17 protein-coding genes are annotated in these 14,880 nt (G+C 60.9%); 13 read left to right on the top strand and 4 right to left on the bottom strand.

Translation table 11 applies throughout. The features are described 5' to 3' along the window. The first annotated feature begins 36 nt into the window (after positions 1 to 36). From trpA to FIV03_RS05860, 4 genes are all read left to right on the top strand, one after another. A complete protein-coding gene (trpA, locus tag FIV03_RS05875; protein WP_023002436.1) occupies positions 37 to 870 on the top strand; it encodes a tryptophan synthase subunit alpha in 834 nt (277 codons plus the stop codon). Between the two features lie 92 nt (positions 871 to 962). After that, positions 963 to 1,919: an acetyl-CoA carboxylase, carboxyltransferase subunit beta gene (accD, locus tag FIV03_RS05870; protein ID WP_152508983.1), complete on the top strand. Its 957-nt coding sequence runs from the start codon at positions 963 to 965 to the stop codon at positions 1,917 to 1,919. A gap of 137 nt (positions 1,920 to 2,056) precedes the next feature. Further along, on the top strand, positions 2,057 to 3,373 hold the full coding sequence (locus FIV03_RS05865) for a folylpolyglutamate synthase/dihydrofolate synthase family protein (RefSeq protein ID WP_152508982.1): 1,317 nt from the start codon (positions 2,057 to 2,059) through the stop codon (positions 3,371 to 3,373). A gap of 33 nt (positions 3,374 to 3,406) precedes the next feature. Beyond that, positions 3,407 to 4,669 carry a hypothetical protein gene (locus tag FIV03_RS05860; RefSeq protein ID WP_152508981.1) on the top strand — a complete coding sequence of 421 codons (1,263 nt, stop codon included), beginning with the start codon at positions 3,407 to 3,409 and terminating at the stop codon, positions 4,667 to 4,669. 211 nt (positions 4,670 to 4,880) lie between these two features. Here the strand turns inward: FIV03_RS05860 and FIV03_RS05855 are convergent, their stop codons facing one another. Then, entirely contained in the window at positions 4,881 to 5,798 is a 918-nt protein-coding gene (locus FIV03_RS05855; protein WP_152508980.1) for a bifunctional helix-turn-helix domain-containing protein/methylated-DNA--[protein]-cysteine S-methyltransferase, read from the bottom strand. A gap of 161 nt (positions 5,799 to 5,959) precedes the next feature. Then, positions 5,960 to 6,421: an Lrp/AsnC family transcriptional regulator gene (locus FIV03_RS05850; protein ID WP_152508979.1), complete on the bottom strand. Its 462-nt coding sequence runs from the start codon at positions 6,419 to 6,421 to the stop codon at positions 5,960 to 5,962. A gap of 205 nt (positions 6,422 to 6,626) precedes the next feature. Between FIV03_RS05850 and rocF the strand changes: the two genes are divergently transcribed. The 3 genes from rocF (at position 6,627) to FIV03_RS05835 (ending at position 9,422) form a co-directional block, all read left to right on the top strand. Then, complete coding sequence (gene rocF / locus FIV03_RS05845; protein ID WP_286202300.1) at positions 6,627 to 7,493, top strand: arginase; 867 nt, start codon at positions 6,627 to 6,629, stop codon at positions 7,491 to 7,493. 11 nt (positions 7,494 to 7,504) lie between these two features. Further along, positions 7,505 to 8,590 (top strand): ornithine cyclodeaminase, encoded by a 1,086-nt coding sequence (locus FIV03_RS05840; RefSeq protein ID WP_152508977.1) that lies wholly within the window; start codon positions 7,505 to 7,507, stop codon positions 8,588 to 8,590. 280 nt (positions 8,591 to 8,870) lie between these two features. Next, positions 8,871 to 9,422 carry a hypothetical protein gene (locus tag FIV03_RS05835; RefSeq protein WP_152508976.1) on the top strand — a complete coding sequence of 184 codons (552 nt, stop codon included), beginning with the start codon at positions 8,871 to 8,873 and terminating at the stop codon, positions 9,420 to 9,422. Here the strand turns inward: FIV03_RS05835 and pyrF are convergent. Both pyrF and FIV03_RS05825 read right to left on the bottom strand, forming a co-directional pair. Then, positions 9,366 to 10,157 (bottom strand): orotidine-5'-phosphate decarboxylase, encoded by a 792-nt coding sequence (gene pyrF / locus FIV03_RS05830; protein WP_152508975.1) that lies wholly within the window; start codon positions 10,155 to 10,157, stop codon positions 9,366 to 9,368. The genes FIV03_RS05835 and pyrF overlap by 57 nt on opposite strands. A gap of 75 nt (positions 10,158 to 10,232) precedes the next feature. Further along, the gene (locus tag FIV03_RS05825) at positions 10,233 to 11,081 is read right to left on the bottom strand and encodes an SDR family NAD(P)-dependent oxidoreductase (RefSeq protein WP_152508974.1); all 849 of its coding nucleotides are present in this window, start codon (positions 11,079 to 11,081) and stop codon (positions 10,233 to 10,235) included. A gap of 178 nt (positions 11,082 to 11,259) precedes the next feature. Here FIV03_RS05825 and hisB point away from each other — a divergent pair, with 178 nt between their 5' ends. The 6 genes from hisB to hisF are packed head-to-tail and all read left to right on the top strand — an operon-like array spanning position 11,260 to position 14,860. After that, positions 11,260 to 11,853 carry an imidazoleglycerol-phosphate dehydratase HisB gene (hisB, locus tag FIV03_RS05820; protein WP_023002424.1) on the top strand — a complete coding sequence of 198 codons (594 nt, stop codon included), beginning with the start codon at positions 11,260 to 11,262 and terminating at the stop codon, positions 11,851 to 11,853. A gap of 15 nt (positions 11,854 to 11,868) precedes the next feature. Next, complete coding sequence (locus FIV03_RS05815) at positions 11,869 to 12,372, top strand: DUF2628 domain-containing protein (RefSeq protein WP_031269963.1); 504 nt, start codon at positions 11,869 to 11,871, stop codon at positions 12,370 to 12,372. Beyond that, on the top strand, positions 12,369 to 13,022 hold the full coding sequence (hisH, locus tag FIV03_RS05810; protein ID WP_152508973.1) for an imidazole glycerol phosphate synthase subunit HisH: 654 nt from the start codon (positions 12,369 to 12,371) through the stop codon (positions 13,020 to 13,022). Before FIV03_RS05815 ends, hisH begins: the two co-directional genes overlap by 4 nt. Before the next feature lie 24 nt (positions 13,023 to 13,046). Continuing rightward, positions 13,047 to 13,334 carry a DUF1330 domain-containing protein gene (locus FIV03_RS05805; RefSeq protein ID WP_023002421.1) on the top strand — a complete coding sequence of 96 codons (288 nt, stop codon included), beginning with the start codon at positions 13,047 to 13,049 and terminating at the stop codon, positions 13,332 to 13,334. 6 nt (positions 13,335 to 13,340) lie between these two features. Further along, on the top strand, positions 13,341 to 14,084 hold the full coding sequence (gene hisA, locus FIV03_RS05800; protein ID WP_062485950.1) for a 1-(5-phosphoribosyl)-5-[(5-phosphoribosylamino)methylideneamino]imidazole-4-carboxamide isomerase: 744 nt from the start codon (positions 13,341 to 13,343) through the stop codon (positions 14,082 to 14,084). Beyond that, entirely contained in the window at positions 14,081 to 14,860 is a 780-nt protein-coding gene (gene hisF, locus FIV03_RS05795) for an imidazole glycerol phosphate synthase subunit HisF (RefSeq protein WP_023002419.1), read from the top strand. Before hisA ends, hisF begins: the two co-directional genes overlap by 4 nt. The last annotated feature ends 20 nt before the right edge of the window (positions 14,861 to 14,880 follow it).

Here is a 14,880-nt window from a genome sequence, read left to right as displayed (position 1 = left end):
GAGGGTCCCGGATGGCGCGAAAAAGGGTAGCAGTGAATGACGGATACGCGTATCGACCGCCGTTTTAAAGCCTGTGCGGATGCCGGCCGGCCGGCCTTGGTCACCTTTATCACCGCAGGCGATCCGGATCTGCAGACCTCGCAAGCCCTCCTGAACGCCCTTCCGGCAGCAGGTGCCGACGTTATCGAACTCGGCATGCCGTTTTCCGACCCGATGGCCGAAGGCATCCCGATTCAGCTCGGCAACCAGCGTGCGCTGGCTGCGGGGCACACCATGGACAAGACCCTGGACATGGTTCGTGAATTCCGCAAGCAGGACCAGGACACGCCGATCATCCTGATGGGGTATTACAATCCGATCTACGTGCGGGACCCGAAGGTTTTCGTGCAAGTAGCCAAGGACGCTGGTGTCGACGGCTTCATCATTGTCGATATTCCGGCAGAAGCAGATGACGAACTCTGCATTCCGGCCCTGGAAGCAGGTCTCAATTTCATTCGCCTGGCAACACCCACCACTGACGACAAGCGTCTGCCTGCCGTTCTGGCCAACACCTCCGGTTTCGTTTATTACGTCTCCGTGACCGGCATTACCGGCGCCAATATCGCCGATACCGGTCGCGTGACCACCGCGGTCAAGCGGATCAAGGGCCATACGGACCTGCCGGTTGCCGTCGGTTTCGGCGTGAAGACCGCAGACCAGGCAGCGGAAATCGGCAAGGATGCCGACGGTGTCGTGGTCGGGTCGGTTCTGGTCAATGCCATCCGTGACAGCCTCGATGAGGCCGGCAAGGCAACCGACAAAACCGTTCAGACCGTCGTTGACCTGGTGTCCGACCTGGCCTCCGGATGCGCCCGGTCAAGAACAGCCTGACTGGTCAGCCATCGGCTGGTCTGAATTGAAGGATTTCGGACGGACCCCATATCTCCGTCCAATGGTAACTCGAGTAGCGGGACGCGTTTGACGTGAACTGGATCAATTCTATCGTACGCCCCAAGATCCGTGATCTTTGGAAGAAGCGCGAAGTTCCGGAAAACCTATGGATCAAGTGTCCGGAAACCGGTGAAATGGTGTTTCACCGGGACCTGGAAGCCAATCTCTGGGTTATCCCGAATTCCGGTCATCACATGCGCTTTCCGGCGCGCAAACGCGTTGAAGCCCTGTTTGATGGCGGCAAATACACCGAGGTTGATACCCCGGAAGTGCATGCCGATCCGCACAAGTTCCGCGACAGCAAGCGCTATACCGACCGCCTGAAGGAAGCTCGCACCAAATCCGGCGAAGACGAAGCGGTGATCGTGGCCCAGGGCCAGGTCAACGGCATGCCGTTGACCATTGCCGTGCAGAACTTCGATTTCATCGCCGGCTCGCTCGGCATGGCCGCAGGTGAAGCGATTCTTGCCGGCATGCTGAAAGCGGTCGAGGACAAGACGCCTTTCGTCATGTTTGCCGCTTCCGGCGGTGCGCGCATGCAGGAAGGTATTCTGTCGCTGATGCAGATGCCGCGCACCACGGTCGGTGTGCAGATGCTGCGCGAAGCGGGACTGCCCTATATCGTCGTCTTGACCAACCCGACCACGGGCGGCGTCTCGGCCTCCTACGCCATGCTTGGCGACGTGCACATTGCCGAGCCGGGCGCCCAGATCGGCTTCGCAGGCCGCCGCGTGATCGAACAGACCGTGCGCGAAAAGTTGCCGGACGATTTCCAGACTGCCGAATATCTTCTCGACCACGGCATGATCGACATGGTGGTGCCGCGCCAGAAGATGAAGGAAACACTGGCACGCATCTGCGGTATCCTGATGAAGCGGGAAGTCGAACTGCCGAAGCTTGAGGCTCCCAAGGACCCTGCACCGGAAGCCGAAGCCAAGCCTGCCGAAACGGCGGCAGAACCTGCCAAGGGCGCGGAAGCTGCCAGCTAGGTGGCTTCGTTACACGAATACGTCGCGAAAGCGGCCTGACACGACATTTCCGGGCTGTCCGCTTGTCTCGCGGGCGGCCTTCCCGTAAAGGCGTTAGTCAAACGCAACCGGGAAAAAGGGACCCTGCGGAGGGCGCCTTGGATCAAATCACGAAAATTCTGGACCGTTTGCTGGCGCTGCATCCGAAGGAGATAGATCTCTCGCTCGGACGCATGTATCGCCTGCTGGAAGCGCTCGGGCATCCCGAACAGCGCCTGCCGCCGGTGATTCACGTCGCCGGTACCAACGGCAAGGGCTCGGTTACCGCCACCATGCGGGCGATCCTGGAAGCTTCCGGAAAACGCTGTCACGTCTACACCTCGCCGCATCTGGTTTCCTTCAACGAGCGCATTCGGCTCGGCTCGGATGGCCAATTCGTCTCCGATCCGGTCCTCTATGAAGCCCTGCACCGCTGCGAAGAAGCCAATGGCGGTGAGGAAATCACCTTTTTCGAGATCACCACTGCTGCTGCCCTGCTCCTGTTCGCGGAAAATCCCGCAGATGTGCTGCTGCTTGAAGTCGGTCTCGGAGGCCGTCTTGACGCGACCAACGTGATCGACCGGCCGCTTGCCACGGTGATTACCCAGGTTTCGATGGACCACGAGAAGTTTCTGGGTGACGACCTGTCGGTGATTGCTGCCGAAAAGGCCGGTATCATCAAGCCGGGCGTGCCGGTCATCTGTGCTGCGCAGGAAGACAGCGCCATGGCAACGATTGCGCGTCAGGCAGCGCGCAACAAGGCGCCGATCGAAGTGTTCGGGCAGGATTTCGCAGCCCAGGAAGACCAGGGCCGCATGGCGTTTCAGGACGAGGACGAATTGATCGACCTGCCTGTGCCGGTGCTTGGTGGCCGTCACCAGTTCTCCAATGCGGCTGTCGCCATTGCGGCGTTGAAGGCGGCGGGCATGTTGCCGGATGGCGATACGATTGCCCACGGCCTGAAAACAGTCAACTGGCCCGGACGGCTGCAGCCGATCACCAGCGGACCTTTGCATGACCTGTGCCCGGAAGGGTCGGAAGTCTGGGTCGATGGTGGCCACAATCCCGGTGCGGGTATTTCGATCGCCCAGTTCATGGGCGAACAGGAAGAGCGCTCACCCCGGCCGCTCTACCTCGTGTCCGGCATGCTGACGACAAAGGATCCCGTCGGATTCTTCCGTCCGTTTCACGGACTGGCACGCCACGTCGGCACGGTGCCGATCACCACCACACCCACGGCAAGAGAGCCGGAAGACCTGGCCGATCTTGCCCGCTGTGCGGGACTTGAAGCGACCCCGTTTCAATCACTGGACGCAGCGCTGGCAGATGTGGCAGCTTGTGCGGCAAAAGATGGCGAGCCGCCCCGGATTCTGATTTGCGGGTCGCTCTATCTGGCTGGTGAAGTTCTGGCGCGCAGCGGTCTGGCGCCGGTCTGAGGCGTCACCGGCCTCTGCCCGAGGAGGCCCTGAATGTTCGGTTTTGAAACCTGTCGCCCAAAGCTCGCAGGCGCTTTCCTGGGCGCTCTGCTCTTGAGCGTGCCTGCAAACGCGCTCACCGAACAATATGAGACGCCACCGGAGCAGGATCCGGCCACACTTCTCGACGGCAAGGAACTCGGCCCCGGCTATGCGGTACTCTCGCCGGTGCGCGGCGACGGGTTCCTGCGGATTTACCAGGTTCAGACCGATCTCGGCGTCGAGCAGATCGAAGGCGACGGCATGCTCAAGCTGCGCCTGCACGAAATCCAGGTACTGATTGCCCTCGACAGTCTGAAAAACGACGCCAGCTTCGTCGACGGCCTCAAGCAGGCGGCCATGAAGCCGGTCGAGTTTGTCGAAAGCACGGTGACCGACCCTGTGGGAACCGCAAAGAACACCGTTTCCGGTGTCGGCCGCATGTTCGGCCGCCTCACCAAGGGTGTCGAGGCCGCAGTCAGCGGCAAGGGCGGATCTCCGGCGGAACTTGCCAAGTCGATCACCGGCCAGGCCAAGGCCCGGCGCGAACTTGCGGTCGATGTGGGTGTCGATCCCTATACGTTCTACCGGCCGCTATCGGAAAAGCTCGACGAAACCGCCAGTGTGACCACGGCAGGCAACTGGACGGTGAGCGCAATTACAAGCCTCCTGCCCGGCGGTATCATCGTCAATGCCGCGCGGCAGGCAGACAATTTCCGCAATCTCATCGTCGACAGCACGCCGACCGAGCTGCAGGAACGCACCTCCAGCGTTCTACGCGCCGTGGGCGTGCCGGAGGTGACGAACGCTAAGCTTATGGGCAATCCGTTCTACACGGCATCAGAAAAGGCCGCGATCGCCTATCAGATGCAGGCAATGCCCGGTGTGAAGGACCTTTACCTGATTGCCGAAAAGGCGGCCGATGCCGACAGCCGGGATCTTGCCTATTTCCAGCTTCGTCGTGTCGTTCTCATGGAAACCTACAACAGCACGGTTTCGCCGCTGGGAGACATCAAGCTGGTGTCCGGCATCCCCGTCGCCCTGCGCCGTGACGGCATTGCCGCCATCGTCATGCCTTTCGATCATGTGGCCTGGACGCAGACTGTGGCGCAGACCTTCTCCGCCATGCACGAAGGCCTCGGCGCCTTGCCCTTCCCGCCAACGGGCGTCGACTTCCTGATCACCGGCGACGTCACACCCATGGCCGCCGAACGCATCGCTGCATTCGGATGGGAAATCACCGGCAATTATCCAATGCCGAAGGGGCCGGTGTTTTAAAAGCATCTGTTTTAAAAGCATCCTGCTGTCATTCCGGACAAGTGAGGCAAGCCGAACGCAGATCCGGAATCCAGACGTATGTCGCGCCGAAGGCGCATCCGCGTTTTCTTTCAAGCGGGCTTCGCTTCGCTCACGCTGATGTCTGGATTCCGGATCTGCGCGCATCCATGCTGCGCTTGTCCGGAATGACGGCGGAGGGTTTCTTTCCCCCTCAAACACACTCCAGAACCGGCCCGGACAAGCCGCTTTCCCAGCCGAGGATGGCGCGTTTGCGGGTGAGGCCCCAGTGGTAGCCGCCGAGTTTGCCGCCTTTGGCGAGCACCCGGTGGCAGGGGACGACGAAGGAGAGCGGGTTGCGGCCGACTGCGGTGCCGACAGCGCGGGATGCCTTCGGGTTGCCGAGGCAGGCAGCGATGTCGGAATAGGTGGTAGCCTTGCCCATCGGGATCTTCAGCAGGGTTTGCCAGACCCTGATTTCAAAATCGGTACCAATCATAACGATGTTGAGCGGCTGGTCCTCTTGCCACTTTTTCGGATCGAAGACGCGCCGGGCAAATTGCGCCGTCGCTTCCTGATCCTGGACGAAAACGGCTGCGGGCCAGCGCTCGCACATGTCTTCCAGGGCGGAGGTTTCCTCGCCCGGATCGGCAAATCCCAGACCGGCCAAACCCTTGTCGGTGGCCATTACCAGAACCTGGCCGAAGGGGGATGGATGAAAGCCGTAGGCAATTGAAAGACCTGCGCCACGATTGCGGTAATCGCCAGGCGTCATGGCTTCATGGGTGACGAAAAGGTCGTGCAGTCGGCCGGATCCGGACAGGCCCACCTCGTAGGTGGCGTCGAGAACACTGGCGGACTCGCGCAGCAGCGCCTTGGCGTGATCCAGCGTGATTGCCTGCAGGAACTGCTTCGGTGTCAGTCCGGCCCAGCGCGAAAACACACGTTGCAGCTGGATGGGTTGAAGACCGGCTTCCCTGGCAAGCTGGTCCAGCGTGGGCTGCTCGCGCCAGTCCTCGGTGATCCGCTTCAGGGTGCGGCGAACAACGTCATAGTTCTGCGCAGCCTCCTCGCCGATGGAGATCGGGGTCGGTTCGGACGTCAGGCTGGTAAGGTCGAGCGCTTTGGTCATGGCGGTTTCTTCATGCTGAACTTGAAGTCTGCTCCGATCTTAGTCGGCGAACAACAGGGGATCGACCCGATTTGCGATCCGTTTCAAGATCTTTGGCGCCTTGATGCCAGTTTCGGATGCACTCGGCCGGAATGACTGAACAGAAACCGGGACTGGCGTTCCTACCTCAGAACATCCTTGAATTCGCTGGCCGAAACCGCCGGTCCCTTGCGGGTGGTCAGAAGCAGGCTGGTCTCCGTACCGGTAATACCCTCGATCAGGCGAATGCGATTGAGTGCATCGTCAAAGGCAGCAAGATCGCGCGTGGCGACGTCCAGTACCAGATCCCACTTGCCGTTTGTGGAATGGATCGCGCGAACCTCCGTCATGGCGCTGAGCGAGCGGATCACCGGTTCGGTGTTGTGGCCGTCTACGACCACAAGCGTCACCGCGCGGATCGGCAGGTCGCGCCAGTCGTCGCGCAGGACGGCGGTAAATCCCAGGATTTCTCCCGTGTCGACCAGCTTCTCCATGCGAGAGCGCACGGTGGCGCGCGAGACCTTCAGATCACCTGCCAATTCGGACACTGACCTTCGCCCGTCATGGCGCAGAAGCGAGATCAATCGAAGATCCAGATCGTCCATTTTTCCATTCCGATAAATTGAGCTTATCAAAATGATAAATCTGGCTGCTCTTTTGATCAAGTGTCCGGATTTACTCCGCCGCGGCGTTTCAGCACACTTTTGACAGTTGAATTTTGGGGCGGAGCAGGACGTGAACGTCGTTGAGAAACAGATTGTGCTGGTTGGAGCTCCGGTGGATGAAGGCGCCGGTCAGCGCGGCTGCCTCATGGGACCGGACGCCTATCGAACCGCCGGCCTGCAGGAGACGCTGCAGGAACTCGGCCATTCGGTCGTCGACCACGGAAATCTGAGCCCGGCGGAGGTTGGCAGCCTCACCCCTCCCAACAGGATACTGCGGAATTACCGCGCCTATGTTGCCTGGACCCGGGCGCTCCACCAGAAGGCGACGGAACTTGGCGAAGGCCCGGGTTTTCCGATCTATCTTGGCGGCGATCACGCCATGGCGGCGGGCACCGTTTCGGGCCAGGCAAGGGCGGCAGCCGCACTCGGGCGCCCGCTGTTCGTGCTTTGGCTCGATGCGCATTCGGATTTTCACACGCTGGACAGCACCGCCAGCGGCAACCTTCACGGTACGCCGCTCGCGTTTCTGTGCGGTCTACCCGGATTTGACGATCTGCTCGGCAGCCCGCTGGAACACACCTTGAAGCCGCAGAATGTCGAGATCCTCGGCGTTCGCTCGATCGATGATGCCGAGCGCAACCTGCTGGTCAGCCACGGCGTCGGTGTCAGCGACATGCGCCGGATCGACGAGGAAGGCATCGGCACTCTTCTGAAGCCGTTTCTGGAGCGCGTAAGGGCTGAAAACGGCCTTCTGCATGTCAGCCTGGATGTCGATTTTCTGGATCCGTCAATCGCGCCGGCCGTCGGCACCACCGTTCCGGGCGGCGCGACCTTCCGCGAAGCCCATCTGGTGATGGAGATGCTGCATGACAGTGGTCTCGTCACCTCTCTCGACCTGGTCGAGCTCAATCCCTTCCTGGACGAACGCGGAAAAACCGCGCGTCTGATGGTCGAACTGACCGGCAGCCTGTTTGGCCGCCGGGTCTTCGACCGGCCGACAAGAAGCTTCTAGAGGACCGAACAATGTCAAACAGCCCCATCAATCTCCTGCCGTCGGATCTGGCCTATGTGCCCTTCGTCAGCGTCGACAACATGATGCGCAATGTCCGCGCGATTGGCGTCGAAACCTTCATGCGCGGCATCGCCGAATATATCGAGCAGGATTTCCTGCGATGGGAAAGCTTCGACAAGAAACCGCGTATTCCGGCGCATGCGCCTCAGGGTGTTATCGAGCTGATGCCGACCAGTGACGGCAAGACCTTCGGCTTCAAGTATGTCAATGGCCACCCGGGCAACACCCGTGATGGTCTGCAGACCGTTACCGGCTTCGGTGTTCTGTCGAACCTGACGACCGGCTATCCGGTGCTGTTCACCGAGATGACCATCCTGACGGCCCTGCGCACGGCAGCCAACTCTGCGCTTGCCGCCAAATACCTGGCACCCAGGGGATCCACCACGATGGCGATCATCGGCAATGGCGCACAGTCCGACTTCCAGTGCCTGGCTTTCAAGGACATGCTCGGGATCACCGACATCCGCGCCTACGACATCGATAGCGCCGCAAGCTTGCGCCTTGCCCGCAACCTCGCCAATTCCGGGTTGAACGTGACCATCTGCAAGACGCCGGAAGATGCGATCGAAGGCGCGCAGATCATCACCACCGTAACCGCGGACAAGAAATCGGCGACGATCCTGACCGACAACATGGTCGGCACCGGCGTGCACATCAATGCGGTCGGCGGCGACTGCCCGGGCAAGACCGAGCTGCATCGCGACATCCTGCTGCGGTCCGATATCTTTGTCGAGTTCCCGGATCAGACTCATATCGAGGGTGAATTCCAGCAGCTCGACCGCGATCATCCGGTTACCGAACTCTGGCAGGTCTACGCCGGCAAGGCCGAAGGCCGCACTTCGCAGGACCAGATTACGCTGTTCGACAGCGTCGGCTTTGCCATCGAGGACTTTGCCGCCCTGCGCTATGTCCGCGATCTTTTGCCCAGAACCGGCCACTTCGAGAAGCTCGACCTGCTGGCTGATCCGGACGACCCGCGTGACCTCTATGGCATGGTTCTTCGGTCTGCGGCCAATGGAGACAACCAGGCAGCGTGACCTCAGATCACGTGATTGTAGCAAACTGGACCACCGCTTCGGCGGTGGTTTTTTTCTGGCCTTGGTCAACCGGCCGCTACCCCTGCTTTCCACGGGAAAGAAACGGTTCCGGCAAGCACTTGTGTCATCCCGGGCAAGCATGGCGGAACCCGGTCCGCGTGGTTCAGGAGAGGAGGTGGGACCAGACAAGGTTGATGCCTAAAAACGCCTGACATCAGTCACTTATTTTAAGGTTTTCGGTGTTGAGTGAGCGTCATCCTACCTTTTCGGGGACTTTTTGATGACATTCAGAATTTTGACCGGCCTCGGACTCGGCCTGCTTGCCGCTTCCGCTGTTCAGGCCAAGGAACAGTATTTTTCCTACAAGGACTGGAATGTAGAGATTCAGTCGTTTGATACGGGCGAAGACTTTCGTATCAACTGCACCATGTGGACCGGCGGCGACGGCCTGCCCACCGTAGGCCTTGCGACGTCCAACGGCGATGCATTGCCGCCGGACTTCTTCCCCGGTATCCAGCTGACGGAACGTGCCGTCCGCGGCCATGCGACGGTTCTTCAGAATGACCAGAAGGTCAATTTCGTCTTTGATGACGGCGACAGCGCACAGGCAACGGTCCAAGCCTATTTCGATGAAGACGGTTTCGCCGTCGCCCAGACCTATTTCCCGATTGAGGATACTCAGCGCGTCCTGCAGGCGATGCAACGGAACGGGCAGATCGATATCGTCGGACCGAGCGGCCTCATCTATACCGCTTCCCTGAGCGGATTTACCGCGTCATATCGAAAAGTTGCCGAAGGATGCGGCTTTCCGGTGACCGGTGTTATCGACTAGCGGCGGCAGGTTCAGCGCCTCTTCTATTTCGGCAACAACGGCATCGGCCGCCGCACCCGGATCTTCGGCCCGGCTGATCGGGCGGCCGACCACCAGGTAGTCGCTACCAGCCTGAATCGCGTCCGCAGGGGTCATCACCCGGCGCTGGTCTCCGGCGTCGCTGCCGGCAGGGCGGATGCCGGGGGTGACGATCACAAGCTCGTCTCCAAGGATGGCCCGCATTTTTGTGGTTTCGGTGGCGGCGCAGACGATGCCGCCCATGCCGGCGACCCGGGCGTCCTTCGCCCGCGCTTCCACCACATCGGCAATCGGGCCGCGATACCCTGCATCGACCAGGTCCTGTTCGTCCATGGACGTCAGCACCGTCACTCCAAGAAGGCACAGATCGGGATTGCCCTCTTCCCGCAGGCCTTTCACGGCAGCGCGCATGGTTTTCGGGTAGCCGTGGAGGGTCATGAAGGTCATGCCCATCTTGGCGACGTTGCGTACGGCCTTTTCGATGGTGTTGTCGATATCGTGCAGTTTGACGTCCAGAAAGATCTTCTTGCCGTCACGCGCAAGGTCACGGGCGAATTCCAACCCGCCGGCAAACTGGAGTTCCATGCCGATCTTGTAGACACCGACCTTGCCTTCAGTCTGCTTCACCAGCTTCTCGGCCTCGGCAACCGTCGGCACGTCGACAGGCAGCATCAGGCGATCCAGAGCGGTTTTCGGGGAGAAAGGGCTGGTCGGCATGGGCAGATCCTCGAATTTTGGGGCAGGTGCCAGTCCATAGCACCAAGGATCGCCCAGCGCCAGAACTACCCAGAACTACGCCTTGCCTGTCCGCTCGAATTCCGCGAAGGCATCCTTGTAGTCGTCATGCCAGCGCGACAGCGGCGGCCGGTTTTCAATGATATCGCCGATGGCCCATTCTGCCCGGCGATTGTCTCTGGTGCTGTCGACATCATTGTCCGGGCACAGGATGTAGAAATCGCCCTCCGACATCCGCTCGATGAAATGATCGACGGTCTGCTCGCTGGTCCAGGCCGAGGCCGGCTTCTCCGGAAAGTGGCTTGCGGTCATGCCGGTGTAGGTGAACCCCGGAACGAACAGATGCACCGAAATGGGCGCTCCGGCCTGCCGCAGTTCATGGGCAAGCTGTTCGCTGAGCACTTTCACGGCTGCCTTGGTGGTGTTGTAGCCGGGGTTTCCCGGAGGCGTCGTGATGCCCTGCTTCGATCCGGTGTTGACGATGACCGCCGGGCGGGCAGCCTCGATCAGGCGCGGCGTGAAGGCATGGACACCGCGCAGGACACCGTAGAAATTGATGTCCATCAGGCGGACCCAGTTGTCGAACCCCTCCCAGGCAGAGGTCGGCAGGCTGATACCGGCGTTGTTCATCAGGACCGCAACGGGCCCGGTCTGAAACGCCTTTTCGGCCAGGGCTTCCACCTGCGCCATGTCACCGACATCGGTCGGAACCGCGAAAATATCGACACCGACCGTACCGGCGGCACGCACCTTTTCCGTTGCCTCTTCAAGGGCCGGACCGGGCAGATCGGCAAGAATGACGCCCAGTCCTGCCTGGGCGAAGCGGGTGGCAGCGGCCAGTCCTACGCCACTGGCAGCACCGGTAACGACGGCAATCCCGCCTTCTGAAATGGCTTTTTTGTACATGATGGATTTCCCCCAAAATGGATTTCAGGAACGCGGCGGCAGACGAATGCCGATTTGCCTGTCTGCAAGATAGACCGGCCGCAGAACCCTTTCACTATGAAACCGCTATTTTCTTAGACGGTTCAGGCTGCTACAACACCGCGGTTCTTCTTTCCCATTACCCACGGGGCATCAGCACATGCGCACAGCGAGTGTATCGCGCGACACCAAGGAAACCCGCATCGCGGTCGAGATCAACCTGGACGGCACGGGCGCATACGACGTCCAGACCGGCGTCGGGTTCTTCGACCATATGCTGGAGCAATTGTCGCGACATTCGCTGATCGACATCAAGGCCCGTGCCGATGGCGACACTCATATCGACTTTCACCACACGGTCGAGGACACCGGCATTGCGCTGGGCCAGGCAATTTCCGAAGCGCTGGGCGACATGGCGGGCATCACCCGTTATGCCGATACCCATCTTGCCATGGATGAAGCGCTGACCCGCTGCGCGCTGGATGTGTCCGGCCGTCCCTTCCTGGTCTGGGACGTCACCTTCGACCGGGACAAGATCGGTGAATTCGACACGGAGCTGTTCGAGGAGTTTTTCCGGGCATTCGCGATGAATTCCGGGATAACCCTTCATATTGCCAACCTTTATGGCTCCAATTGCCATCACATCGCCGAAACCTGCTTCAAGGCGGTTGCGCGCTCCTTGCGCAAGGCGGTGGAGATCGATCCGCGGCAGGCAGACCGCATTCCGACCACCAAGGGCCAGCTCGGCAGCTAGGGCAGGAAACGGCGCATGAGCACATATGTTGTGATGGCTCCGCCAGAATTCGAAGACGTGGCTGGCGATCCTCGCCAGACCGACAGGCTCGCCTTCGTTCCGGACGGCTTCTCGACACTTGCGTTCCTGTTTGCCGTCATCTGGCTGCTGGTCAACCGCATGTGGCTGGTGCTGCTTGGCTATCTCGCCGCGACGCTGGTGATCGAGTTGCTGGCGCTGTCCGTCAGTCAGGAAGCCATGGCCGTCGTTGCCCTCTTCACCTCCATCCTGTTCGGCCTCGAGGCCCAGGCGCTGCGCCGCTGGTCGCTGGAGCGCAAGGGTTGGCGCGTCGTCGGCATCGTCGACGCGCACAACAAGAGCGAAGCCGAACTCCGATTTCTCCACAAGGCGGCTGACCGAGTGTCGCCGCCCAGACCTCAAATCGACCGGCAACAGCGCCCCGCCTCCCAACCGATCATCCCGAGGATCGGTAGCGAGCAGGTGGTGGGCCTGACCCTCGGTCCGGAGACCCGTCAATGACAATTGCGATTATCGATTACGGCTCGGGCAACCTGCGCTCGGCCGAAAAGGCGTTTGAGCGCGCGGCCCGCGCCCACGCCCACACGCCCGACGTTATCGTGACGTCCGACCCCGAAAGGGTGCTGAAGGCCGACCGTGTCGTGCTGCCGGGTGTCGGCGCCTTTGCCGACTGCAAGCGCGGCCTGTGGGCTGTCGAAGGCATGCCCGAGGCCCTGGAACAGGTCGTTCGCAAGGACGGCAAGCCGTTCTTCGGTATCTGCGTCGGCATGCAGCTGATGGCAAGTCGCGGCCTGGAATTCGAGACCGTTGAAGGCCTAGGTTGGGTCGAAGGCGACGTTACAGCCATGGAACCGGCGGACAAGACGCTGAAAATCCCCCACATGGGCTGGAACACGATCGAAGTCAGTCCGGAAAGCCACCCGGTTTTCAAGGGGCTGGAAACGGGGCCGGATGGCCTGCACGCCTATTTCGTGCACTCGTTCCACTTTGCCTGCGCCAAGGCGGAAGACCGCCTGGCAACGTTCGATTATGCCGGCACCTTCACTGCCATGGTGGCGAAGGACAACATGATCGGCACCCAGTTCCACCCGGAAAAAAGCCAGCGGCTCGGTCTGGAGCTGATCGCCAATTTCCTGGACTGGACCCCTTAAACAAGAAGCGCCTGGGAGGCCAACATGAGCAAAGGTTACTGGATCGCCCGTGTCGACGTGCATGACGCCGACGGATATCCGGCATACGTGGAAACGGCAAAGCCCGCCTTCGAGCGGTTCGGCGCCAATTTCCTTGCCCGCGGCGGCAAGACCGATGCCATTGAAGGCCCGGGCCGGGCGCGCAACGTCATCATCGAATTTCCGAGCTTCCAGCACGCGGTTGATTGCTATAATTCGCCGGAATATCAGGAAGCGGTGAAAATCCGCCAGAAAGTAGCCGATGGCGAAATCGTCATCGTTGAAGGAATTTAAAGCGACATGATCCTCTTTCCCGCCATCGATCTGAAGGATGGCCAGTGCGTTCGCCTGAAACTGGGCGACATGGACCAGGCAACCGTGTTCAACGACAACCCGGGCGCGCAAGCCCGGGCGTTCGAGGATCAGGGCTTCGAATGGCTCCATGTGGTCGATCTCAATGGCGCGTTCGCCGGCGAGAGCGTCAACGGCGCGGCTGTCGATGCCATTCTGGGGGCAACGAAGAACCCGGTGCAGCTGGGTGGCGGGATCAGGACGCTGGAACATATCGAAACCTGGCTGGACAAGGGCATCAGCCGCGTCATCCTGGGCACTGTAGCCGTGCGTGATCCGGACCTGGTGAAGGAAGCCTGCCGCAAGTTCCCCGGCAAGGTCGCCGTCGGCATCGACGCCAAGGGCGGCTATGTCGCCGTCGAGGGCTGGGCGGAAACGTCCGAACTTACCGCCGTCGATCTTGCCCGGCAGTTCGAGGATGCAGGCGTTGCGGCGATCATCTATACCGATATCGATCGTGACGGCGTCCTGAAGGGTCTCAATATCCCCTCGACGCTGGAACTTGCCCGTGCCGTCTCCATTCCGGTCATCGCCTCGGGCGGCCTTGCGTCGATCGACGACATTCACCGCCTGCTGGAGCCGGACTGCGCCATCCTGGAAGGGGCAATCTCGGGCCGCGCGCTCTACGACGGCCGTCTCGATCCGAAAGAAGCCATGGAATTGATCCTGGCCGCGCGGAGCAAAGCATCATGACCTTGAAAGCCCGTGTCATTCCCTGTCTCGACGTCAAGGACGGCCGTGTCGTCAAGGGCGTCAACTTCGTGGATCTGGTCGATGCCGGTGATCCGGTGGAAGCCGCCAAGGCCTATGACGCGGCCGGGGCGGACGAGCTCTGCTTTCTCGACATCACCGCCAGTCACGAGGGCCGGGACACGATCTATGACGTTGTCCGGCGCACCGCCGAGGCCTGTTTCATGCCGGTTACCGTCGGTGGCGGCGTGCGCACGGTGGAAGACATTCGCAAGCTGCTGATTGCCGGAGCCGACAAGGTGTCGATCAACACGGCGGCCGTTACCAATCCGGATTTCGTGCGCGAGGCGGCGGAAAAATTCGGCGCGCAATGCATCGTCGTTTCCATCGATGCCAAGCAGGTCAACGCTCCGGGCGAACCGGAAAAATTCGAGATCTTCACCCATGGCGGCCGCAATGCCACCGGCATCGATGCTGTTGAGTTCGCCAGGAAGGTTGTCGAACTGGGCGCCGGTGAACTGCTGGTCACGTCCATGGACCGGGATGGCACCAAGTCCGGCTACAATATCGCCCTCACCCGGGCGATTGCCGATGCGGTGCCGGTGCCGGTGATCGCCTCGGGCGGTGTCGGCAACCTGGACCACATGGTGGAAGGCATCCGTGATGGCCATGCCACTGCGGTGCTGGCCGCCTCGATCTTCCACTTTGGCGAATACACCATTCAGGAAGCCAAGCACTACATGAACGACGCCGGCGTACCGATGCGCCTCGACGCCTGAAACGGCCTCAAGGGAACTAG

This window comes from Labrenzia sp. THAF187b (genome assembly GCF_009363375.1).
Classification (GTDB): Bacteria; Pseudomonadota; Alphaproteobacteria; order Rhizobiales; family Stappiaceae; genus Roseibium; species Roseibium algicola.
Note: the sequence above shows the minus strand (reverse complement) of the source record. Positions and strands in the feature narration are given on the sequence as shown.